Genomic DNA, 21,674 nt, shown 5'->3' on the forward strand with positions numbered 1-21,674 from the left:
CGGCAGATGTTCGGCCGCGCGGGCTTGGCCCTGCTCCGCAAGCGCGTCCTGCTGGCCGGGTGACCGTGCGGCGGGGGCGGGCCCGTGACCGTCCGTCAACGCTGCACGGAAAGTGATCCAGAACCAGGATTCACCCGTCGCCGACAGGTGAGGACCTCCCGCCCAGGTGCATCCCGGCGGCGTCATGGTGGGCGCGGTGGTGGAGTAGATAGCGACCAGGGACAGGTCCACCGCGCCCCGCTTCGCCGCCTCCGCTCAGGTCCTCCGGCAGGGCTTCGGACACTCCGGCGTCACGCCACTGGCGGAAGCGGTGGGAGACGGTTGACGAGGCACCGAACTCACTCGGCATCTCCCGCCGCTGCCCGCCCGTCCGGAACCGCCAGATCACGCCCTCGAACTGCTGCCGCAGGGTCCTGGGGTACGGGCCGTGCTCGCCGATCGGCAGGTGCGGCTCGATGAACTCCCACTCTTCGTCCGTCAGTTGCGCGAGCGTCACGCAGGCGGTCTACCGGGCCAGGGCCGGGAGGGGGGAAACCCACGGATCGATCACGGCTCGATCCGTGCCAGGCGGGCTGCGGGGTGGGCGTTGGGGGGAGCGGCCGCGACGTCGCGGGGCTCGCGCATGACCAGCAGGCCGTTGACCACCATCAGTGTCGCGGTCAGGCAGTGGACGCCGAGCGCGATGGCCACGGAGCCGTGGTGGGCCAGGACGTTGGTCATGTCGCCGTACGCGGCGAGGGCCTCGATCAGGAGCACCCAGCCCAGCGCCCGGCGGTGACCCGTCACCAGCAGGATGCCCAGCACCAAGGCCAAGACGACGTCGCGGATCCCCTTGATGATCAGGAAGCCGTCGCCGTCGCCGGACGGCCAGCTCGGCAGGCCGTAGCCCGGCGCCATCGTCTCCGGGCTCAGGATGTACTCCGTCCCGAACCAGAGGATGAAGAGGATGAAGGCGGCGGCCAGGACAGTGTTGATCTTCTTCAGCAACATTTTGCCTCCCTGCGAGCCTTCGTCGGCTCGGTGAGCTTCGTGGAGCTTGCGTTGTCGTGGGGCCTGGTCGGCCGCGTGGACGCGGCCGATGGGGCGTGCACCTGCGGGATTCGCGGGAAGGGGTGGTATCAGACGAGGGCGGCGACCAAGAGGGTGAAGGCGACGATGATGACGGCGACGCGAAGGTAGTGATAACGCTCCCAGCGGCGCAGCTGCTGCTTCCAGTCGGCGGGCCGGTTCTCTGGCGTCCAGGTCTTGTTGCGGTTGTTGATCGGGACGAGCAGCAGCAGCGACATGATCACGCTGAGAATGAGCAGGCCGGCAGCCGTGAGGACGAGTCCGGTGCCCTGCTGGTGCCAGCCGGCGATGGCCCAGATCGCGCTGAGGGCGAGCGAGCCGATGTACCAGAACGGCATCAGGGCGCCGAGCATTCGGCCGCCGTGGGCGTGGCCGAGCTGGCTGCTGTCCTCGGGAAGCGCGCCCAGGATCCGGTTCATGATGAAGGCTACGGAGAACTCCACCCCCACCATCAGGCCGACGATGACGGTGGTGACGACCTGGAGTGTGCTCAGCATGACGATCCCCCCCAATTGCCTAGCGCTGCTAGGCGATGAGGCAACGCTAGCACTGTCAACGCTCACTTGCCTAGCAACGCTAGGATAGATTCATGTCGGTAAAGGAACGCAAGGAGCGCGAACGGGCGGAGCGCGAGCGCCTCATCGTGAGGACCGCCCGCGAACTCGCCGAGCAGCAGGGCTGGGACGCAGTCACCACCCGCCGACTCGCCGAGCGCATCGAATACAGCCAGCCCGTCCTCTACAGCCACTTCCGCGGCAAGCGCGAGATCATCGGCGCGGTCGCCCTGGAGGGCGCCACCGAGCTGGCCGTGGGGGTGCGTGCCGCGACCTCCGGAGCGAACAGCCGTCGCGAGCGGGTCGCCGCCCTCGCCCGCGCCTACCTCGACTTCGCCGAACACAACCCGGCGGTCTACGACGCCCTGTTCCAGCTCGACGGCGGCCTGTCGTACGCACAGGAGGACACCCCCGAGCCACTGAAGGACGCCTTCGCCGCCCTGCTGGAGACCTTGGCCGAGGTTGCCGGCGACGGCGTCGATCCAGGTCCGTTCACCGAGACGTTCTGGGCCGCCCTGCACGGCCTGGCCACCCTGACCCGCGCGGGCCGCTTGCCGCCCGAGTACGCCGAGCACAGAGTGGAGCTGCTGGTGGACCGGCTTGCCATGGTCTGACACGCCGTCCCAGCGGGCACGCGGCCGGGGCCCCCGGGCCTCGCCGCTCCCAGGGCATACGCCTGCGCAGACCGGTCCGCACCACGATCCCGGAGCCGTCGGCGGCACCGGTCCCGGACCTGTTCCAGCGGGACTTCACCGCCCCGGCGCCCGGAGGCAGGTACATGGGCGACATCACCTATCTCCCCACCGGGGAAGGCCAGTTCGTCTACCTGGCCACCGTCCTTGACTGCTTCAGCCGCCGGGGGTCGGCTGGTCCCTCGCCGCCCACATGCGCACCGAACTCGTCACCGACGCCCTGCGGAGGGCAGCCGCCACCCGCGGCGGTCTGAGCGGCGCGGTCTGCACCGCGATCGCCGGGCTGGTCACGTCCGTGCATTCGGTGTTCTTCGTGGCCACGGTGAAGGAGGGAACGGTCACCTGGGCGAGCGTCGCCGGAGGCGTCACGGTGTGCGCCGCCGTCAGCCTCGTCATCGGCACGCTCGCCGGGCGATCCTCGGTCAGGGCCGCCGCCCGGTGGCGTCCCACCGGTGACTGACCGCACGGACCGCGCATCCGTCTGCGGTCGGCACCGGCGTGACCGTCCTGAACGCGGGCCCAGCGGAGCTGGTCCGTCACGAGGTCAGCTGGGTCGCGGCGCGCCCTTGCGGGCGTAGCGGATCCAGGTGATGGCGACGCACATGACCGCCCAGGCGATGCCCACCGCGTAGAAGGCGGTGGCGCCGATGGTGGTGATGCCGGCGCCGAAGAAGAACGGGCCGAAGGCGGCGATCGCGGCGGTCCAGCCGATCACACCACCGGCCTGGCGGCGTTCGAAGATCATCGGCATCTGCTTGAAGGTCGAGGCGTTCCCGATCCCGGAGAACAGGAAGATGGCGAGCATGCCCCACAGGAACTGGTGGAAGTCCGACTCCAGGGCCGCGGCGGAGCTCACGTCCGGCGTGAGCGCGGGAATGGTCCAGGCGATGGAGACGATCAGGCCGAGGCCCGAGACCAAGGTCCAGATCGCGCCGCCCATGCGATCGGTGAGCGGGGCGAAGACCACGCGCGCCCCGGCGCCGATGAGCGGGCCGAGGAAGACGAACTCGACGGGGTCCGGCACCGAGTAGCCCTGGATGAGGACGGTGGCCGTGGCACCGGTTCCGCTGACGATGTCGCCGTTGCCGGAGCCGTACAGGTTCGACATGAGCAGCCCGAACTGGGCGGCCAGGCCGGAGAACGTCCCGAAGGTCATGATGTAGAGCAGCGTCATCCACCAGGTGTCGCTGTTGTTGAAGATGTCGAACTGCTGCTTGATGTTGGCCTTGACCGGCACCGACTTCAGCAGGGCCCAGGCGAGTGCGGCGCCGATGACCATCAGCGGGATCCAGACGAACGCCGCGTTCTGGTACCAGACCTCCTTCGACGGCTTGCCCGGGACGGCGAGTTGCTGGCTGTCACCGAGGAAGGCGAAGAACGACACGGCGATCAGGTACGGCGTGAGCAGCTGGACCAGCGAGACACCGAAGTTTCCGAGGCCGGCCTGGATGCCCAGCGCCGTACCCTGCTTGGCCCGGGGGAAGAAGTAGGAGGTGCTGGGCATGAACCCGGAGAACGCGCCGCCGCCTATGCCGGCGAGGAAGGCCAGCACCATCAGTTCCCAGTAGGGGGCGGTGGGTGACTGGACGCGCACTCCCCAGCCCAGGGTGGAGGCGATGAGCAGCAGGGTGGTCAGGGAGACCAGCTTGCGGGTGCCGAGTGTCGGCGGGAGCGTCATCCAGACGAGCCGGAACAGGCCCGCCGAGAGGCCCGGCATGGCGGCCATCCAGTACAGCTCGGTGGTCGTGAAGCTGTAGCCCAGGGCGTTGAGCTTGGGGATGATCGCACTGGGCAGGAACCAGGCGACGAAGGCCAGGGTGAGGCAGAAGGTGGTGATCCACAGGGTTCGCCACGCGAGCCGGGAGTCCCAGGTGGACTGGTCCTCCGGGTCCCACGACTCCAGCCGTTCCCCCGAGTGGGTGTCTGTCGCTGATCTCATGCCGGTTCCTCCTCAGGGCCCCGCGGGGGGGGTGTTTCGATGTGACGTGCCCGGGCGGCGGCCGTGTCCGGTTCGCGCGGGTCGGGGCCGGGTACGGCCTCGGCGCGGCCGTGCGGGCAGACCTGCGCGCAGGCGCGGGTGGACTCCCGGATCACGATGAACTGCTTGTCCGCCGCGCTCCTGCACTGCCGGCGGAACGCCCGGGCGCCGCTCACCGGGTCCTCCGTCCCGCGGTCGTGTGCGTCGTGCGTCCGGCCGCCCGGGAGTCAGGGCAGACGTGCCGGGCGGCCGGACGGTGACCGGCCCGGACCGTGCGCACCACCCGTGACGGCGGACGGCGGTGGAGGCAACCGCACGGATGCCGGTTGCAGTGGTACACGGGACACCTCCGGATCGGTCGCTGATCAGCATGGGATGTCGATCAGGTCCGACGCGGCGGCCGTCCAGCCCTTCGCGATGGGCCGACAGTCCCTCGCTTCCGGGAGCAGGGCACAAAACGGACGGCGCGCCATGCCCGTCGCGTCAGCGGCGGCGGCCGAAGCCCGGGCGCAGGAAGCCGCCCGTGCTCTTCGAAGAGCACGGGGCCGAGGTGATCAGAGCCGTGCTGCCGCGACTCGCCGTGGCACCGGATGTTCGGTCTCCGGGCGTCGAACGGGCGAGGGCCGGTGGGCCGTGCGGTGAGGGCCGTTGGGCCCAAGGCCCTGCCGATGGCGGAAACCTAGCGTTCACGACCATGGAGAACGAACGGAAGGCACGGCCGGGACCGTCGCGCATCGAAGGAAGCTGGCCGCTGGCGGCGCGCAGGCTGCTGAGCCGGCGTGAGGTCTCGGCCGACGGACGCGCCGTCTTCGGCCAGGCCGACCCCGCGTGGGAGGGCTTCTACCGGGACCGCTGGGCGCACGACAAGGTGGTGCGCTCCACGCACGGCGTCAACTGCACGGGGTCCTGCTCCTGGATGGTGTACGTCAAGGACGGAATCATCACCTGGGAGCACCAGGCCACCGACTACCCGTCGATCGGAACCGACTGCCCCGAGTACGAGCCGCGCGGCTGCCCGCGCGGAGCCTCGTTCTCCTGGTACACCTACTCCCCCAGCCGGGTGCGCTACCCCTACGTACGAGGTGCGCTGCTGAAGTTGTGGCGTGAGGCGCGGCGCAGGCTCGGGGACCCCGTGGCGGCCTGGGCGGAGATCACCGGCGATCCGGCGAAGGCCCGCGCCTACAAGCGGGCCCGGGGCAAGGGCGGTCTGGTGCGCGCGGACTGGGACGAGGTGGCCGAGCTGGTCGCCGCCGCGCACGTGCACACCATCAAGGCGTACGGCCCCGACCGCGTCGCCGGCTTCTCCCCGATCCCGGCGATGTCGATGGCCTCGTTCGCGGCCGGGTCCCGGTTCATGTCGCTGATCGGAGGGACGCTGCTGTCGTTCTACGACTGGTACGCCGACCTCCCGATCGCCTCCCCGCAGGTCTTCGGCGACCAGACGGACGTACCGGAGGCGGCGGACTGGTGGAACGCGGGCTACCTGGTCATGTGGGGCTCCAACATCCCGGTCACCCGCACGCCGGACGCCCACTTCCTCACCGAGACCCGCTACAACGGCACCAAGGTCGTCGCCGTCAGCCCCGACTACGCCGACAACGTCAAGTTCGCCGACGAGTGGCTCGCCCCGCACCCGGGCACGGACGGGGCGCTGGCGATGGCCATGGGGCACGTGATCCTGCGCGAGTTCCTCGTCGACCGCGAAGTGCCCTACTTCCAGGGCTACCTGCGGAAGTTCACCGACGCCCCCTTCCTGGTGACCCTGGGCGAGCACGACCGCGGTCTCGTCCCGAACGGGTTCCTGACCGCCGCCGACCTCGGACAGGACACGGAACACGCCGAGTCCAAGACCGTTCTCCTCGACTCCGCCACCGGCGAACCGGTGGTGCCGAACGGCTCGCTCGGCTTCCGCTGGGGGCAGGCCGAGCCGGGTCGCTGGAACCTCGACCTGGGCGACACCGTGCCCGAGCTGAGCCTGCTCGACCGTGCGGACGACGTGGTGCGGGTGGCGCTGCCGCGGTTCGACGAGGGCGCCACCGAGGGCGGCTCGACGATGGTCCGCGGCGTCCCGGTCCTCAGGATCGGCGGCCGCCTGGTGACCACGGTCTTCGACCTGATGCTGGCCCAGTACGGGGTGGCCCGGCCCGGCCTGCCGGGGGTCTGGCCGCTGGCGTACGACGACGCGTCGCAGCCGTACACCCCGGCCTGGCAGGAGACGATCACCTCGGTCCCCGCCGTGCAGGCGGCCCGGATCGCCCGCGAGTTCGCCCGCAACGCCGAACGCACCGAGGGGCGCTCCATGATCGCCATGGGTGCGGGCACCAACCACTGGTTCCACTCCGACACCATCTACCGGGCCTTCCTGGCGCTGACCACCATGACCGGCTGCCAGGGCGTCAACGGTGGCGGTTGGGCTCACTACGTCGGCCAGGAGAAGGTCCGCCCGCTGACCGGATTCCAGCACCTCGCCTTCGCCTTCGACTGGCAGCGCCCCGCCCGGCACATGGCCGGCACCTCCTACTGGTACCTGAACTCCGACCAGTGGCGGTACGAGGCCTTCGGTCCCGACGAGTTGGCCTCCCCCCTGGGGAAGGGACGCTTCCAGGGCAAGGGGTTCGCCGACTGCCTGGCGCAGGCCGTGCGCCTGGGGTGGACACCCGGCCACCCCGGCTTCGACCGCAACCCCCTCGACCTGGCGGACGAAGCGGCGCGGGCAGGCAGGCCGGTCGCCGAGCACATCGTCGACGAGCTGAGATCCGGGCGGCTGCGGTTCGCCGTCGAGGACCCCGACGACCCGGCCAACTTCCCGCGGGTGCTGACGGTGTGGCGGGCCAACCTGCTCGGCTCCTCCGGCAAGGGCAACGAGTACTTCCTGCGCCATCTGCTGGGCACCGACGCGGCCGTCCGCTCGCAGGAGACGCCGCCCGACGCACGCCCGGAGGACGTGGTGTGGCGGGAGGAGGCACCCGAGGGCAAGCTCGACCTGCTGGTCTGCATGGACTTCCGGATGACGTCGACCGGGCTGATGGCCGACGTGGTCCTGCCGGCGGCGACCTGGTACGAGAAGGACGACCTGTCCAGCACGGACCTGCATCCCTTCGTGCACGCCTTCACCCCGGCCATCGCGCCGCCCTGGCAGGCCCGCACCGACTACGACACGTTCCTCACGCTCGCGGACAGGTTCAGCGAGCTGGCCGCCGAGCACCTCGGCACCCGCACCGACGTCCTGGCCGTGCCGCTCACGCACGACACCCCCGACGAACTCGCCCAGCCCGGAGGTGTCGTACGGGACTGGAAGGCCGGCGAGTGCGATCCCGTCCCCGGCCTGACCATGCCCAAGCTCGTCACCGTCGAACGTGACTACGCGGCCGTGGCCGAGAAGATGCGCGCGGTCGGCCCGCTCCTCGACAAGCTCGGGACGACCACCAAGGGTGTCACCGTCCGCCCCGACCGGGAGATCGAGGAGCTGCGCCACCGCTGCGGAACCGTCCGCGACGGCATCGCCGCGGATCGGCCCTCGCTGGCGACCGCCTCCGACATGTGCGAGGCGATCCTCGCCCTGTCCGGCACCACCAACGGGCGGCTCGCCGCAGAGGGCTTCCGTGAGCTGGAGCGGCAGACCGGCAGCGAGGGCCTGGTGGAGCTGGCCGCCGAGCGCGAGGCCGAGCGGATCACCTTCGCCGACACCCGCAGCCAGCCGCGATCCGTGATGACCTCGTACGAATGGTCGGGCTCGGAGACCGGGGGCCGCCGGTACTCGCCCTTCGTCATCAACGTCGAGCACAAGAAGCCCTGGCACACCCTCACCGGCCGCCAGCACTTCTTCGTGCAGCACGACTGGACGACCGAACTCGGCGAACAACTCCCCGTCTACCGGCCGCCGTTGAACGCACCCCGACACCACGGCGACGAGCACCTGCACGAAGCGGGGCGGGCGGAGGTCACCGTCCGCTACCTGACCCCGCACTCGAAGTGGTCCATCCACTCCAACTACCAGGACAACAAATACATGCTCGACCTGTCCCGCGGCGGACCCACGATCTGGATGTCCACCGCGGACGCCGAGAAGATCGGTGCCAAGGACAACGAGTGGATCGAGGCCTACAACCGCAACGGCGTCGTCGCCGCCCGCGCGGTCGTCACCCACCGGATGCCCGAGGGCACGGTGTACATGCACCACGCCCAGGACCGCAGCGTGAACGTCCCGAAGACCGAGGTCAGCGGCAAGCGCGGCGGGATCCACAACTCCCTGACCCGGCTGCTGCTCAAGCCCACCCACCTCGCCGGCGGCCACGCCCAGTTCACCTACGCCTTCAACTACTACGGCCCGACCGGCAATCAGCGCGACGAGGTCACCGTCATCCGCCGTCGCTCGCAGAACGTGGAGTACTGACATGCGTGTCATGGCGCAGGTGGCGATGGTCATGAACCTCGACAAGTGCATCGGCTGCCACACCTGCTCGGTCACCTGCAAGCAGACCTGGACCAACCGCTCCGGCGTCGAGTACGCCTGGTTCAACAACGTGGAGACAAAGCCGGGTGTCGGCTACCCCCGCCGCTACGAGGACCAGGAGCAGTGGAAGGGCGGCTGGACGCTGGACCGCAGGGGACGGCTGGTGCTGCGCTCCGGCGGCCGGGTCAAGCGCCTGCTGTCCCTGTTCTCCAACCCCGACCTTCCCTCCATCGAGGACTACTACGAGCCGGTCACCTACGACTACGACAACCTCGTCAGCGCCCCGGCCGGGACCGACGTCCCGGTCGCCCGCCCCCGCTCGGTCCTCACCGGCAGGCCCACCGCCATCACCTGGGGCGCCAACTGGGAGGACGGCCTGGGCGGCGCGCCCGAGCACGCGGGCGGCGACCCCAACCTGACCGGCGAGTGGGCCGAGAAGGTCAGGTTCGAGTTCGAGCAGACCTTCCTCTTCCACCTGCCCCGGCTGTGCGAGCACTGCCTCAACCCGGCCTGTGTGTCGGCCTGCCCGTCGGGCGCGATGTACAAGCGGGTCGAGGACGGCATCGTGCTCGTCGACCAGAACCGCTGCCGGGGCTGGCGGATGTGCGTGACGGCCTGCCCGTACAAGAAGGTGTACGTCAACCACGCCACCGGCAAGGCCGAGAAGTGCACCTTCTGCTTCCCGCGGGTCGAGGCCGGGCAGCCGACGGTGTGCTCCGAGACCTGCGTCGGCCGCCTGCGCTACCTCGGGCTGCTGCTGTACGACGCCGACAAGGTGGGCGAGGCCGCTGCGACCCCGGACGAGCAGTCCCTGCTGGACGCACAACGCGATGTCTTCCTGGACCCGTTCGACCCCGAGGTGATCGCCGCCGCCCGGGAGGCAGGCATCCCCGAGGACTGGCTGGACGCGGCCCGCCGCTCGCCGGTGTACGCGCTGGTGTCGAAGTACAGGGTGGCGCTGCCGCTGCACCCGGAGTACCGCACGCTGCCGATGGTCTGGTACGTGCCGCCGCTCTCCCCCGTCCTGGACGCCGTCACCACCGCGGGCGGCGACCAGGACGACCCGGACCACGTGTTCGCGGCCGTGACCCGTCTGCGCATACCACTGGAGTATCTCGCCGAACTGTTCACCGCCGGGGACACGGACGTGGTCGCCGGGGTGCTGATGAAGCTGACCGCGCTGCGCTCGTACATGCGGCAGAGGACGCTCGGCGAGGCCGCCGACGAGGCCGCGATCGGGGCCGCGGGGCTCACCGCCAGGGAGGCAGAGGACCTGCACCGGCTGCTCGCGGTGGCCAAGTACACGGACCGGTACGTCGTCCCCGCAGCCCACAGGGAGGACGCGGCTGCGTTGACCGCCGTGGAGGACCGCTGCCCGGTGGAGTCCTCCGGAGAGCCGGCCGAGCGGAAGGTCATGCTCGGTATCCCCACCCTCCGCCGCCGTACGCCCGAAGACCCCGCCGGAGGCCGTCCGTGAGTCCCCTGCCCGCCACCGTTCCCGCCATCGTCCGCACCCGGCTGCGAGCGGCCGTGCGCCGCCCGGCCCGGCTCACACCCGAGGAGGCCGAGGCACGGGCCCTGCTGCTGCGGCTGTGCTCGCTGCTGCTGCAGTACCCGGACGGCGAACTCGCCGCCGCCCGGTCGGTACTCACCGCCACCGTCGGCACGCTGCCGCCGTCACCCGCCGCCGAACAGCTGGGAGCCTTCACCGACTGGTTCGCCCACCGGCAGCCGGAGGAGTTGGAGGGGCACTACGTCGAGACGTTCGACCTGCGCCGCAGGAGCAGCCTCCACCTCACCTACTACCTGCACGGCGACACCCGCCGGCGCGGCATGGCCCTGCTCGCCCTGAACCAGCGCTACCGGGCGGCCGGCTGGGAGATCGACGGCGGTGAACTGCCCGACCATCTCCCGGTCGTCCTGGAGTTCGCCGCCCTCGCCGGCCCCAGGGCGGGGGAGGCACCACTGCGGCAGCACCGCCGCGGACTGGAACTCGTCCACCGGGCTCTGACGGAGGCGGACTCCCCCTATCGGCACATCCTGGCCGCCCTGCTCGGCCTCCTGCCCCCGGCGTCCGAGGCAGACCTGCGGGCCGTGGCCGAACTGGCCGCCCAGGGACCGCCCGACGAGGACGTCGGCCTCGACCCGTACGGGAGCGGAGAGTTCGCCCCGCCCGGCACCTTCGTCCCGCCCGAGCAGGCCCAGCCGACCCTCGTTCCGCCCCCGTCGTCCCCGGAAGGCCTTCGATGAGCACCGCCGAACCCCTCGCCGCCACCGGCGGACCCGACCTGCTGCTGTGGGTGGCGTTCCCCTACACCTGCCTGGCCGTGTTCGTCGTCGGGCATGTGTGGCGCTACCGGCACGACCAGTTCGGCTGGACCTCCCACACCAGCCAGCTGCTGGAGAACCGCTGGCTGCGCTGGGGCAGCCCGCTGTTCCACCTCGGCGCCTTCCTGGTGATCGCCGGACACGTGGTGGGGCTCGCCGTGCCCGCGTCGTGGACCGAGGCCGCCGGCATCGGCGAGCACGGTTACCACACCACGGCCGTGTGGGCCGGTTCCGTGGCGGGCGTGGCCATGGTCACCGGACTCGGCATGCTGTGCGCGCGGCGGCTGCTGACCCGGCGGATCCGGCTCGGTACCGACCGCAGCGACAAGCTCCTGTTCCCGCTGCTGTCCGCCACCGTGCTCCTGGGCATCTCCGCCACCGGAGCGCACAACGTCTTCGGGCCCGGCTACGACTACCGTCGAACCGTCTCCGTCTGGTTCCGCGGCATCTTCACCCTGCAACCGGACCCGGGGGCGATCAGCGGAGCCCCGTTGCTGTTCCAGCTCCACGCGCTGACCGCCTGCCTGCTCTTCGCGGCCTGGCCGTTCACCCGCCTCGTCCACGTGTGGAGCGTCCCGATCGGCTACCTCGCCCGCCCCTATCTGGTCTACCGGAGGCGGCCCACACCGACGGCCGGTTCGGCCGCCCGGGTCCGCACCCGGCAGACCCGTCCGGGGCAGCGCGCCGCATGATCCGCCCATCCGCCCGCACGCCGAACACCACGACCGCACCGCACGGCCAGGGGGCGGGCGCGAGCCGCAGGACCGGCCTGGTGCTGCTGCTGACCGGCGCCATCGGCTGGCTCGCCTCCTTCCGGCTCGCAGTGGACGACTGGCGGCTGCTCGAGGACCCCGCCTACCGACCGGCGTGCGACATCAGCCCGGTGGTGAGCTGCGGCAGCGTCATGTCCAGCCCCGAGGGCAGCGTGTTCGGCTTCCCCAACATGCTGCTCGGCCTGGGCGCGTTCGCCGCCGTCGCCGTCCTGGGTGCCGCCGTGCTCACCGGTGCGCGTCTGCACCGGCGGCTGTGGCGCGCGCTGGCCGCGGGGGCGCTGGCGGGGGTCGTGTTCGTGCACTGGCTGATCGTGCAGTCGCTGTACGAGCTGAACAAGATCTGCCCCTACTGCGCCGTCGTCTGGGTCGTCACCATCGGCCTCTTCTGGTGTGTGACCCTGCACTGCGTCGACCACGGGATCGTGCCGGTCCCCCGCCGCGTCGCCGGACTCCTGCGGGACACGCACTGGATGCTCCTCGGCGCCTGGTACGGGGTGATCGCCCTGCTCGTGCTCACCCGGTTCTGGCCGTACTGGAGCCGCTTGGTCTGACGCCTCCGCGCAGCTTCGCCGACCAGCCGCACGACACGCACGACGAGGGCGACGAGGGCGACCGACGCCACGCGCGGGCGTACCGGGACGGTGGGCGCGGGTTCCCGCACCCGTGCCCACCGCCGGGTTCCCGGTCAGGCCGCCTCGGCGGCCCGCTCCCGATGGCTGCGGACGATGTCCGCGTAGCGGTGTCCGGAGCCCTTGATCGTGCGGGCCTGCGTGGCGTAGTCGACGTGGACCAGGCCGAAGCGCTTGTCGTAGCCGTACGCCCACTCGAAGTTGTCCAGCAGGGACCAGGCGAAGTAGCCGGCGAGCGGGGCGCCGCGGCGGGCGGCGCGGGCGCAGGCCGCGAGGTGCTGGACCAGGTACTCCTGGCGTGCCGGGTCGTCGATCGTACCGTCCGGGCGTACGACGTCCGGGTAGGCCGAGCCGTTCTCCGTGACGTACAGGCGCCGCGCGCCGTACTCCTGCGTCAACCGCAGCAGCAGTGTCTCGATGCCGCCCGCGTCGACCTCCCAGTCCATGCCGGTGCGCGGGACGCCGGCGCGGCGGACGGCGCGGGCGTGCGGCACCGGGCCGGCGGGGTCGTCGGCGACGGTGGCCGGGAAGTAGTAGTTCAGGCCGAGCCAGTCCAGGGGGGCGGCGATCACGGACGGGTCGCCGGGGCGCTCGGGCAGTTCGACGCCGTACACCTCCCGCATGTCGTCGGGGAAGCCGCGGCCGTGCACCGGGTCCAGCCACCAGCGGTTGGTGTGGCCGTCCATGCGGCGGGCCGCGGCGACGTCCTCGGGGCGGTCGGTGGCCGGGTGGACGGTGGAGAGGTTGTTGACGATGCCGACCCGGGCCCGCGGGGACGCGGCGCGGATCGCGGCGGCGGCGAGCCCGTGGCCGAGCAGCAGGTGGTACGACGCCCGGACGGCGGCGGTGAGGTCGGTCAGGCCCGGCGCCATCAGTCCCTCCAGGTGGCCGATCCAGGCCGAGCAGAGGGGTTCGTTGAGGGTGGTCCAGTGGGCGACGCGGTCGCCGAGGCGTTCGGCCACCACCGCGGCGTACGCCGCGAAGTGCTCGGCCGTGGCGCGCTCGGGCCAGCCGCCGCGGTCCTGCAGTGTCTGCGGCAGGTCCCAGTGGTAGAGGGTGACGGACGGGGTGATGCCGGCTGCCAGCAGGGCGTCGACGAGCCGGTCGTAGAAGTCCAGGCCCTTGGCGTTGACCGGGCCGTCGCCGCCCGGCCGCACGCGGGGCCAGGCGACCGACAGGCGGTAGGCGTTGGTCCCCAGACGGCGCATCAGGTCGATGTCCTCGCGCCAGCGGTGGTAGTGGTCGCAGGCGATGTCGCCGTGGTCGCCGTTGTCGGTCCGGCCGGGAGTGTGCGAGAACGTGTCCCAGATCGACGGCGAGCGGCCGTCCTCCGCCACGGCCCCCTCGATCTGGTACGCCGATGTGGCCGTGCCCCACAGGAAGTCGTGCGGGAGTGCGGCGAGGTCGATGGTCACGGAGGGCCTTTCGGACAGCGAGAGGGACGGGTGAGGCGTGCGGGGCGGGGCAGCGGGGCGCGGGGCCCCCGGGGGGCTGTTCGGGGACGTGGACGGGGTCACTTCACCGCTCCGGCCGTCAGTCCCGCGACGAGGTAGCGCTGCAGGAGGAGGAAGCCGGCCACCACCGGGACGCTCACCACGAGGGAGGCGGCCATGATCTGGTTCCAGTAGACGTCGTTGAGGGTGGAGTAGCCCTGCAGTCCGACGGCCAGCGTGCGGGTGGTGTCGTCGGTCATGACGGAGGCGAAGAGGACCTCGCCCCACGCGGTCATGAAGGCGTAGACGGCGACCGCCACGATGCCGGGGATCGCGGCGGGGACGACGACGCGGAACAGCGCGCCGAGCGGGCCGCAGCCGTCCACCAGCGCCGCCTCGTCGAGGTCGCGCGGCACGGAGTCGAAGTAGCCGATCAGCATCCAGATGGAGAACGGCAGCGAGAAGGTCAGGTAGGTCAGGATCAGGCCGCCGCGCGAGCCGAACAGGGCGATGCCCGTGGCGTTGCCGATGTTGACGTACAGCAGGAACAGCGGGAGCAGGAAGAGGATGCCGGGGAACATCTGCGTCGACAGCACCGTCACCGTGAAGACGCGCTTGCCGCGGAACCGGTGGCGGCTGACGGCGTAGGCCGCGAAGACCGCGACGACCACCGAGCAGGCCGTCGCGGCGCCGGCGACGATCAGGGAGTTGGCGAAGTACCGGGCCAGCGGGACGGTCGACCAGATGTCGAGGTAGGGCCGGACGGTGAGACCGCTGGGCAGCCAGCGGAACTTCCCCGACACGTCCGCCAGCGGCTTCAGGGAGCTGGAGACCATGACGTACACGGGTACGAGGACGAAGCCGGCGAGGAGGGTGAGGAGGATCCGGCGGGTCCACAGGAAGGAGACCGGGGGCGCCATGGGTGAGGTGCGGGGCGGGGTCGGGGCCGGGCTACGCATCGGCGCTCCTCCGTCCGCGCGAGGTGACGGCGAGGTACACGCCGGTCACGACCAGCAGGAAGAGCAGCAGCAGGACGGACATGGCCGAGCCGGTGCCGAAGTTCCAGGTGACGAAGGACGCCTGGTAGATGTGGACGGAGATGAGGTCCGCGGCCTGCGGGGCCGCCCTGCCGAACAGGACGTACGGCGTGTTGAAGTCGTTGAACGTCCACAGGAAGAGGACGAGGACGAGGACCTGGTTGACCGGGCGCAGGGACGGCAGGGTGATCCGGCGGATCTGCTGCCACATCCCGGCGCCGTCCAGGGCCGCGGCCTCGTACAGCTCGCGGGGGATGTTCTGCAGGCCGGCCATGACGATGAGGAAGGCGAACGGCCAGCCCTTCCAGACCGAGACGGTCAGCAGGGCCCAGAAGCTGTTGTCGCCGATCAGCCAGAAGGACGGCTGGTCGGTGAGGTGCAGCTGGTCGTGCAGGACGTGGTTCACCAGGCCGTTGTCGCGCTGGAACATGAACACCCAGGTGATGACGGCCGCGTAGACCGGCAGCGCGTAGGGGACGAGGAAGAGCGCCCTGAGCGGTCCCCGGCCGCGGAAGGTGTCCTGCATGCAGATCGCCGCCGCGGTGCCGACGAGCCAGCACAGGCCGACCGAGAGGAGGGTGAAGGCGACCGTGACGAGGAAGGAGTGCAGGAGGGCCTCGCCCACGGGGGCGTCGAAGTCCACCGACATGCGGTAGTTGTCGAAGCCGGACCAGGGCGCGGTGCCCCAGTCGCGGATGTAGAACTGGGTGAGTTCCTTGAAGCTCATCACGATGCCGATGACCATCGGCACCAGGTGGACGAGGAGTTCGAGGACCAGCGCGGGCAGCAGGAGGAGGTACGGGAGTCCGGCGCGGCGGAGCCGCCCCGGGCGGCGGCGGGGGGTTCCCCGCGGCGCCGCACCGGGGGTGCTCCTGCCCACCGGCCGTTCGGCGGTGGTGGTGGTCATCGTGCTCACTTCGCCGGCATCTGCTGCTGGGCCTTCTCCAGCTTCGCCCTCACCGATGCGGTGGTGACCGGGCGTCCGGCGGCGGCGTCGGCGAACAGTTCCTTCACGGCGGTGCCGACCGTCGTCTCGAACTGGGATTCGTCGGCGACCTGCGGCAGGGCGGCGGCGCTCGTGGCCAGGGTGTTCTTGAGCACGGCGGTGGCGGGGGCGCTGAAGGCGGGGTCGTTCTGGGCGCCGGCCACCGGCGGGATGGTGCTGTAGGCCTTGTTGAGGATCTTCTGCTCCTCGTCGCTGGTCATGAACTTCACGAACCGGGTGGCGCCGTCGAGGTTGTCGGTGTTCTTGAAGACGGCCAGGTTGATGCCGGCGACCATCGAGTTGACCTGGGTTCCGGTGCCCGGCGTACCGGACTGCACGGGGACCGGGGCGATGCCGTAGGCGTCCTCGCTCATGCCCTGGGACGTGAGGTTGGCGGAGGCCGACTGCCACAGCAGCATGGCCGTCGTGCCCTTGGCGAAGTCGCTGACGGACTGGTTCTGGGCGTACTCGGCGTTGCCGGTCGGGATGACCTTGTCCGCGGCCATGAGGTCGACGTACTGCTTCACCGCTGCCACCACGCCGTCGTCGGTGAAGTCGGCCTTGCCGTCGTCGGTGAAGAAGCGGGCGCCGTGCTGCTGGGCGAAGACGAAGACGTGGTGGATGTTCTCGGAGACGTTGGCGCCCTCGGCGCCGAGTGCCTGCTTGCCCTCGGCCTGGATCTTCTTGGCGTCGGCGGTCAGTTCGGCCCAGGTGGCGGGGGGCTGGGCTATCCCGGCGTCGGCGAAGATCTGCTTGTTGTAGTAGAGCGCGTACGCCATCGAGTACAGCGGCACCGCGGCCGGGTCCTTGCCCGGGGCGCCGGTCGAGCCCAGCGCGGAGGCGACGAACCGGTCCTTGCCGCCGATCTTCCCGAAGTTCTGCGCGTCCCAGGGCAGCAGCGCGCCGGTCGCCTGGAGGGAGGCGGACCAGGTGTTGCCGATGTTCAGCACGTCGGGGCCCTGCCCGGAGGTGGTGGCGGTGAGGATCCGGTTGAGCAGGTCGGACCAGGGCACGACCTCCAGCTCGACCTTGATGCCGGTCTGCTTCTGGAACTTGTCGAGCTCGGGCTGCAGGACCTTCTTGTCGATCTCGATGCTGGCGCCCTGGTTGGAGGCCCAGTAGGTCAGGGTCGTGGGCTCGTCGTTCGATCCGCCGCCGGTGGACGAACCGCCTCCGCAGGCCGAGGCGGCGAGCGCGAGGGAGAGAGTGACGGCGCCTACGGCCGCGGCTCGGATGCTGCGCATGGCTCCTGGTGTCCCTTCCGGGAAGTCATCACGGCTTAATTTAGGACGTGAGTTAAACCGTGCCGACCCCGTCCGTCAAGGGTTTGCACAGACCTCGTCGAACTCTGCCGGACCCCTTGACGCATTCATTTCAGCAATGAACCATTCCCGGGCAAGAGAGCGCTCCCAATACCACCGACCGTTCACTTCCCGAACCGGCCGGTACTCCCCGACGCTGACGACACAGGAGAGCCGCCCCATGTCCTCCGTCTCCCCGGACTCCCCTCCCCCGCACCGCCCGGCCGTCCGCCGCAGAGCCGTCCTCGGCGCCGCCGCCGCGGTCGCGCCCGCCATCGCCGGCCTGACGGCCGGACCGGCGTCCGCCGCCCCCGCCTCCCGCCGGCCCTGCCGCCGCGTGCTGCGCGGCGGCGGGGACCTCGGGCCGAACGTGCTCGTCTTCGACCCGTCGACACCCGGCATCCAGGAGCGGCTGGACGACGTCTTCCGGCAGCAGGAGTCGGCCCAGTTCGGCACCGGCCGCTACGCACTGCTGTTCAAGCCGGGCACCTACCACGGCCTCGACGCCCGACTCGGCTTCTACACCTCGATCGCGGGACTGGGCCTGTCCCCCGACGACACCACCATCAACGGCGACGTCACCGTCGACGCCGGCTGGTTCGGCGGCAACGCCACCCAGAACTTCTGGCGCTCGGCGGAGAACCTCGCCCTGGTCCCCGCGAACGGCACCAACCGCTGGGCGGTCGCGCAGGCCGCGCCGTTCCGGCGGATGCATGTGCGCGGAGACCTGAACCTGGCGCCTTCCGGCTACGGTTGGGCCAGCGGCGGCTACATCGCCGACAGCCGCATCGACGGCCAGGTCGGACCGTACTCCCAGCAGCAGTGGTACACCCGGGACAGCGCGGTCGGCGGCTGGGTCAACGCCGTGTGGAACATGGTGTTCTCCGGTGTCGAGGGCGCGCCCGCGCAGAGCTTCCCCGACCCGCCGTACACCACGCTCGACACCACGCCGGTCTCCTGCGAGAAGCCGTTCCTGCACGTCGACGGCGACGCGTTCCGCGTGTTCGTGCCGGCGAAGCGGACGAACGCGCGCGGGGTGAGCTGGGCCGGCGGCACACCGCGCGGGGCGTCCCTGCCGCTGGAGCGGTTCTACGTCGCCGGGCCCGGCGACAGCGCGGCCACGCTCAACCAGGCCCTGGCGCAGGGACTGCACCTGCTGCTGACGCCCGGTGTCTACCACCTGGACGAGCCGGTCCGGGTGAACCGGCCGAACACGGTCGTGCTGGGTCTCGGCTACGCCACCCTGGTCCCCGGCGACGGCGTCACCGCCCTGAAGGTGGCCGACGTCGGCGGAGTCCGGCTGGCCGGGTTCCTCGTCGACGCCGGGCCGGTCGAGTCCCCCACCCTGCTGGAGATCGGGCCCCGCGGCGCGTGGCGCGACCACTGCGCCAACCCGACGACCGTGCAGGACGTGTTCGTCCGCGTCGGAGGGGCCGGAGCCGGCCGGGCCACCACCGGCATGGTGGTGAACAACCGGCACACCGTCGTCGACCACACGTGGATCTGGCGCGCCGACCACGGCACCGGCGTCGGCTGGGAGACCAACCGGGCCGACCACGGCCTCGTCGTCAACGGCGACGACGTGCTGTGCACCGGCCTGTTCGTGGAGCACTTCAACAAGTACGACGTGCAGTGGTACGGGCAGCGCGGACGCACCGTCTTCTTCCAGAACGAGAAGGCCTACGACGCCCCCGACCAGGCGGCGATCCAGAACGGCTCCGTCAAGGGCTACGCCGCCTACAAGGTCGGCGACCACGTCACCGAGCACGAGGCGTGGGGGCTGGGCAGCTACTGCTTCTACAACGTCGACCCGACGATCGTGCAGCACCACGGCTTCGCCGCCCCCGAGCGGCCCGGCGTGCGCTTCCACGACGTGCTGGTGATCTCACTCGGCGGCAACGGGCAGTACGAGCACGTGATCAACGACACCGGGGCGCCGACCTCGGGGACGTCCACCGTCCCGTCCACCGTGGTGTCGTACCCGTAGGCGCCCCTCCGCGCCGGCCCCGTCACCGCCGTCGCCGCCGCTCACCCGACCCGGGTGGCCCCGCCCGCGCAGGGGCGGGGCCACCCGGCACCGCTCACGTCGTCGTGGCCGGTGCCGGGGCCGGCGCGTAGCCGCTCGGCCGGGCCGTGAAGGTGCCGCGGCCCTGGGTGCGGCTGCGCAGCCGGGTGGCGTAGCCGAACAGCTCGGCCAGCGGCACGGTCGCGGACACGACCGCGGTGCCCGAGCGGACCTCCGAGCCGGTGACCCGTCCGCGGCGGGCCGCGAGGTCGCCGAGGACCGTGCCGACCGCGTCCTCGGGCACCGTGACGGTCACCTCGGCGACCGGCTCCAGCAGGGTCATCGCGCAGGCCCGCAGCGCCTCGCGGAGCCCGAACCGGCCGGCCGTGCGGAACGCGGCCTCGGAGGAGTCCTTCACATGGGTCGAGCCGTCGGTCAGCGTCACCCGCAGGCCGGTCACCCGGTGCCCGCCGAGGGGGCCCTCGGCGAGGGCGTCCCGGCAGCCGGCCTCGACCGCGCGGACGTACTCCTGCGGCACCCGGCCGCCGACGACGGCGGAACGGAACTCGAACCCGCCGTCGACGCCCAGCGGGGCGACGTCGAGGACGACGTGCGCGAACTGTCCCGCGCCGCCGTCCTGTTTGGCATGCCGGAACACCAGCCCGGACACACCGCGCGCCACCGTCTCGCGGTGACTGACACCCGGCCGGCCGACGTTCACCTGCAGACCGTGGTCGCGCCGCAGTCTCTCCGCCGCGACCTCCAGATGGAGTTCGCCCATGCCGGACAGCACGGTCTGGCCGGTCTCCGGGTCGGTGCGCACGGCCAGCGAGGGGTCCTCCTCGGCGAGCCGCGCGAGCGCGCCGGCCAACCGGCCGGAGTCGGTGCCGCGCCGCGCCTCGACCGCGACCGAGACGACCGGGTCGGCGACGCCCGCCGGTTCCAGGACCAGCGGGGCCCCGGGCGCGCACAGGGTCGAACCGGCACGAGCGGACCTCGGTCCGGTCACGGCGACGATGTCGCCCGCGACGGCCCGCTCCAGCGGCGCGTGCCGGTCGGCACGCACGCGCAGGATCCGGCCGATCCGCTCGGTGCGGCCGGCGCCGGCGTCCCACACGGTGTCCCCCTTCTCGATCGTCCCCGAATAGACCCGCAGGTACGTCAGGCGCCCGGTCGGCGTGGCGTGCACCTTGAACGCCAGCGCCGCGAACGGCGCCGCCGGGTCGGCGGGCCGCTCCTCGTCCGCGCCGTCCCGGGCACCGCGCACGGGCGGCCGCCCGCCGGGCGACGGCAGATAGGCCACGACGGCGTCGAGCAGCGGTTCGATCCCGCGGTTGCGGTAGGCCGACCCGCACAGCACGACCACGCCCTCGCCACTGCGGGTCAGCTCCCGCAGTGCGGCGGCGAGCGTCGGCGTCGACACCTCCGCCGCGGCGCAGAACTCCTCCAGCGCGCCCGCGTGCAACTCGGCGACCTGCTCCTCCAGCAACCGCCGGCGGTGCCGCGCCTGCTCGTCGAGCTCCTCCGGGACGGGCCCCTCGACCATGCCGTCCCGCCCGTCCGTCCAGGTCAGCGCCCGCATACGGAGCAGGTCGACGACGCCGGTGAAGTCGTCCTCCACCCCGATGGGCAACTGGACGACCAGCGGGGTCGGATGCAGCCGCTCCCGGATCGAGGCGACGGCCGCGTCCAGGTCGGCGCCGGCCCGGTCCAGCTTGTTGACGAACGCGATGCGCGGAACACCGTGCCGGTCGGCCTGCCGCCACACCGTCTCGCTCTGCGGTTCCACGCCCGCCACGGCGTCGAACACGGCGACGGCGCCGTCCAGGACGCGCAGCGAACGCTCCACCTCGTCGGCGAAGTCGACGTGCCCGGGGGTGTCGATCAGGTTGATGCGGTGGCCGTCCCAGGCACAGCTGACAGCCGCGGCGAAGATGGTGATGCCGCGGTCGCGTTCCTGCGGATCGAAGTCGGTGACGGTGGTGCCGTCGTGGACCTCGCCACGCCGGTGCGTGGTGCCGGTGGCGTAGAGGATCCGCTCGGTGACGGTGGTCTTACCCGCGTCGACGTGGGCGAGGATGCCCAGGTTGCGGACGGTGTCGAGCAGATCGACGAGGTGACGGTCGGATGTGTGGCGCACGGCCCTTGGCCCTTCGAGGTGGTACGGCAGGGGGCAGCGCGATGTCCCGGACGTCGTGCGGATGCCTGGTACGGCCGATCGGCGGGCGGACTCAGGCGGACGTCGCGGGCCTCCGGTGCCGGCCGCGCAGCGGGCACCGGACGGTGGGAGACACGAGGATCACCTCGTAGCGGGCGCGGGAAGCGGCGACAGCGGTGCGGTCACGCACGGCCGGGCTCCCCTCACTCGTCGGCGGCGGCGCGCCGCCGGTGTTCGGTCGTGGGGCGGCGCGCGCTGGCGTTGCGAGTGTAGGGAGACG

At 71.4% G+C, this 21,674-nt stretch carries 16 protein-coding genes and 2 pseudogenes; 8 read left to right on the forward strand and 10 right to left on the reverse strand.

Translation table 11 applies throughout. The features are described from left to right. Positions 1-163: 163 nt before the first annotated feature. The 3 genes and pseudogenes from JS756_RS09965 to JS756_RS09975 all read right to left on the reverse strand — a co-directional run. Positions 164-496 (reverse strand): annotated as a pseudogene (locus JS756_RS09965) (transposase); the annotation flags it as partial. 50 nt (positions 497-546) lie between these two features. Further along, a complete protein-coding gene (locus tag JS756_RS09970) occupies positions 547-990 on the reverse strand; it encodes a DUF4267 domain-containing protein (RefSeq protein ID WP_205382663.1) in 444 nt (147 codons plus the stop codon). 128 nt (positions 991-1,118) lie between these two features. Further along, positions 1,119-1,565, reverse strand: coding sequence for an anthrone oxygenase family protein (locus JS756_RS09975; protein ID WP_205382664.1), 447 nt, complete (start codon positions 1,563-1,565; stop codon positions 1,119-1,121). A gap of 92 nt (positions 1,566-1,657) precedes the next feature. On the opposite strand from JS756_RS09975, the gene JS756_RS09980 reads away from it, so the two are divergent. Together JS756_RS09980 and JS756_RS36640 are read left to right on the forward strand one after the other, a co-directional pair. Next, positions 1,658-2,236, forward strand: coding sequence for a TetR/AcrR family transcriptional regulator (locus tag JS756_RS09980; protein ID WP_205382665.1), 579 nt, complete (start codon positions 1,658-1,660; stop codon positions 2,234-2,236). 53 nt (positions 2,237-2,289) lie between these two features. Next, positions 2,290-2,574, forward strand: a pseudogene (locus JS756_RS36640) (DDE-type integrase/transposase/recombinase); the annotation flags it as partial. Between the two features lie 284 nt (positions 2,575-2,858). Here the strand turns inward: JS756_RS36640 and JS756_RS09990 are convergent. Both JS756_RS09990 and JS756_RS09995 read right to left on the reverse strand, forming a co-directional pair. Further along, positions 2,859-4,253, reverse strand: coding sequence for an MFS transporter (locus JS756_RS09990; RefSeq protein WP_205382667.1), 1,395 nt, complete (start codon positions 4,251-4,253; stop codon positions 2,859-2,861). After that, positions 4,250-4,468: a hypothetical protein gene (locus tag JS756_RS09995; RefSeq protein WP_205382668.1), complete on the reverse strand. Its 219-nt coding sequence runs from the start codon at positions 4,466-4,468 to the stop codon at positions 4,250-4,252. Before JS756_RS09995 ends, JS756_RS09990 begins: the two co-directional genes overlap by 4 nt. A 518-nt stretch (positions 4,469-4,986) precedes the next feature. Between JS756_RS09995 and JS756_RS10000 the strand changes: the two genes are divergently transcribed. The 5 genes from JS756_RS10000 to JS756_RS10020 are packed head-to-tail and all read left to right on the forward strand — an operon-like array spanning position 4,987 to position 12,397. Continuing rightward, positions 4,987-8,685 carry a nitrate reductase subunit alpha gene (locus tag JS756_RS10000; RefSeq protein ID WP_205382669.1) on the forward strand — a complete coding sequence of 1,233 codons (3,699 nt, stop codon included), beginning with the start codon at positions 4,987-4,989 and terminating at the stop codon, positions 8,683-8,685. A 1-nt stretch (position 8,686) separates the two neighbouring features. After that, positions 8,687-10,222, forward strand: a complete 1,536-nt coding sequence (gene narH, locus JS756_RS10005; RefSeq protein ID WP_205382670.1) for a nitrate reductase subunit beta — start codon at positions 8,687-8,689, stop codon at positions 10,220-10,222. Then, the gene (gene narJ / locus JS756_RS10010) at positions 10,219-10,995 is read left to right on the forward strand and encodes a nitrate reductase molybdenum cofactor assembly chaperone (protein WP_205382671.1); all 777 of its coding nucleotides are present in this window, start codon (positions 10,219-10,221) and stop codon (positions 10,993-10,995) included. Before narH ends, narJ begins: the two co-directional genes overlap by 4 nt. Then, positions 10,992-11,765: a respiratory nitrate reductase subunit gamma gene (narI, locus tag JS756_RS10015; RefSeq protein ID WP_205382672.1), complete on the forward strand. Its 774-nt coding sequence runs from the start codon at positions 10,992-10,994 to the stop codon at positions 11,763-11,765. Before narJ ends, narI begins: the two co-directional genes overlap by 4 nt. Then, a complete protein-coding gene (locus JS756_RS10020) occupies positions 11,762-12,397 on the forward strand; it encodes a vitamin K epoxide reductase family protein (RefSeq protein ID WP_205382673.1) in 636 nt (211 codons plus the stop codon). Before narI ends, JS756_RS10020 begins: the two co-directional genes overlap by 4 nt. A 134-nt stretch (positions 12,398-12,531) precedes the next feature. Here the strand turns inward: JS756_RS10020 and JS756_RS10025 are convergent, their stop codons facing one another. From JS756_RS10025 to JS756_RS10040, 4 genes are all read right to left on the reverse strand, one after another. Beyond that, positions 12,532-13,890: a GH1 family beta-glucosidase gene (locus JS756_RS10025; RefSeq protein WP_205382674.1), complete on the reverse strand. Its 1,359-nt coding sequence runs from the start codon at positions 13,888-13,890 to the stop codon at positions 12,532-12,534. Between the two features lie 98 nt (positions 13,891-13,988). Next, positions 13,989-14,828 carry a carbohydrate ABC transporter permease gene (locus JS756_RS10030; RefSeq protein WP_205382872.1) on the reverse strand — a complete coding sequence of 280 codons (840 nt, stop codon included), beginning with the start codon at positions 14,826-14,828 and terminating at the stop codon, positions 13,989-13,991. A gap of 31 nt (positions 14,829-14,859) precedes the next feature. Continuing rightward, positions 14,860-15,852: a carbohydrate ABC transporter permease gene (locus JS756_RS10035; protein ID WP_205382675.1), complete on the reverse strand. Its 993-nt coding sequence runs from the start codon at positions 15,850-15,852 to the stop codon at positions 14,860-14,862. A 5-nt stretch (positions 15,853-15,857) separates the two neighbouring features. Continuing rightward, positions 15,858-17,174, reverse strand: coding sequence for an ABC transporter substrate-binding protein (locus JS756_RS10040; protein WP_205382676.1), 1,317 nt, complete (start codon positions 17,172-17,174; stop codon positions 15,858-15,860). A 238-nt stretch (positions 17,175-17,412) separates the two neighbouring features. Here JS756_RS10040 and JS756_RS10045 point away from each other — a divergent pair, with 238 nt between their 5' ends. Beyond that, the gene (locus JS756_RS10045) at positions 17,413-19,218 is read left to right on the forward strand and encodes a pectate lyase-like domain-containing protein (protein WP_205382677.1); all 1,806 of its coding nucleotides are present in this window, start codon (positions 17,413-17,415) and stop codon (positions 19,216-19,218) included. 94 nt (positions 19,219-19,312) lie between these two features. Here the strand turns inward: JS756_RS10045 and fusA are convergent, their stop codons facing one another. Continuing rightward, positions 19,313-21,376 (reverse strand): elongation factor G, encoded by a 2,064-nt coding sequence (fusA, locus tag JS756_RS10050; RefSeq protein WP_307790492.1) that lies wholly within the window; start codon positions 21,374-21,376, stop codon positions 19,313-19,315. Between the last annotated feature and the right edge of the window lie 298 nt (positions 21,377-21,674).

This window comes from Streptomyces actuosus (assembly GCF_016921115.1).
Taxonomy (GTDB): Bacteria; Actinomycetota; Actinomycetes; order Streptomycetales; family Streptomycetaceae; genus Streptomyces; species Streptomyces actuosus_A.

Coding starts and splice junctions, on each gene's coding strand:
- JS756_RS09970 (WP_205382663.1), bottom strand. CDS start 990: ATGTTGCTGAAGAAGATCAACACTGTCCTGGCCGCCGCCTTCATCCTC.
- JS756_RS09975 (WP_205382664.1), bottom strand. CDS start 1,565: ATGCTGAGCACACTCCAGGTCGTCACCACCGTCATCGTCGGCCTGATG.
- JS756_RS09980 (WP_205382665.1), top strand. CDS start 1,658: ATGTCGGTAAAGGAACGCAAGGAGCGCGAACGGGCGGAGCGCGAGCGC.
- JS756_RS09990 (WP_205382667.1), bottom strand. CDS start 4,253: ATGAGATCAGCGACAGACACCCACTCGGGGGAACGGCTGGAGTCGTGG.
- JS756_RS10000 (WP_205382669.1), top strand. CDS start 4,987: ATGGAGAACGAACGGAAGGCACGGCCGGGACCGTCGCGCATCGAAGGA.
- narH (WP_205382670.1), top strand. CDS start 8,687: ATGCGTGTCATGGCGCAGGTGGCGATGGTCATGAACCTCGACAAGTGC.
- narI (WP_205382672.1), top strand. CDS start 10,992: ATGAGCACCGCCGAACCCCTCGCCGCCACCGGCGGACCCGACCTGCTG.
- JS756_RS10020 (WP_205382673.1), top strand. CDS start 11,762: ATGATCCGCCCATCCGCCCGCACGCCGAACACCACGACCGCACCGCAC.
- JS756_RS10030 (WP_205382872.1), bottom strand. CDS start 14,828: ATGGCGCCCCCGGTCTCCTTCCTGTGGACCCGCCGGATCCTCCTCACC.
- JS756_RS10035 (WP_205382675.1), bottom strand. CDS start 15,852: ATGACCACCACCACCGCCGAACGGCCGGTGGGCAGGAGCACCCCCGGT.
- JS756_RS10040 (WP_205382676.1), bottom strand. CDS start 17,174: ATGCGCAGCATCCGAGCCGCGGCCGTAGGCGCCGTCACTCTCTCCCTC.
- JS756_RS10045 (WP_205382677.1), top strand. CDS start 17,413: ATGTCCTCCGTCTCCCCGGACTCCCCTCCCCCGCACCGCCCGGCCGTC.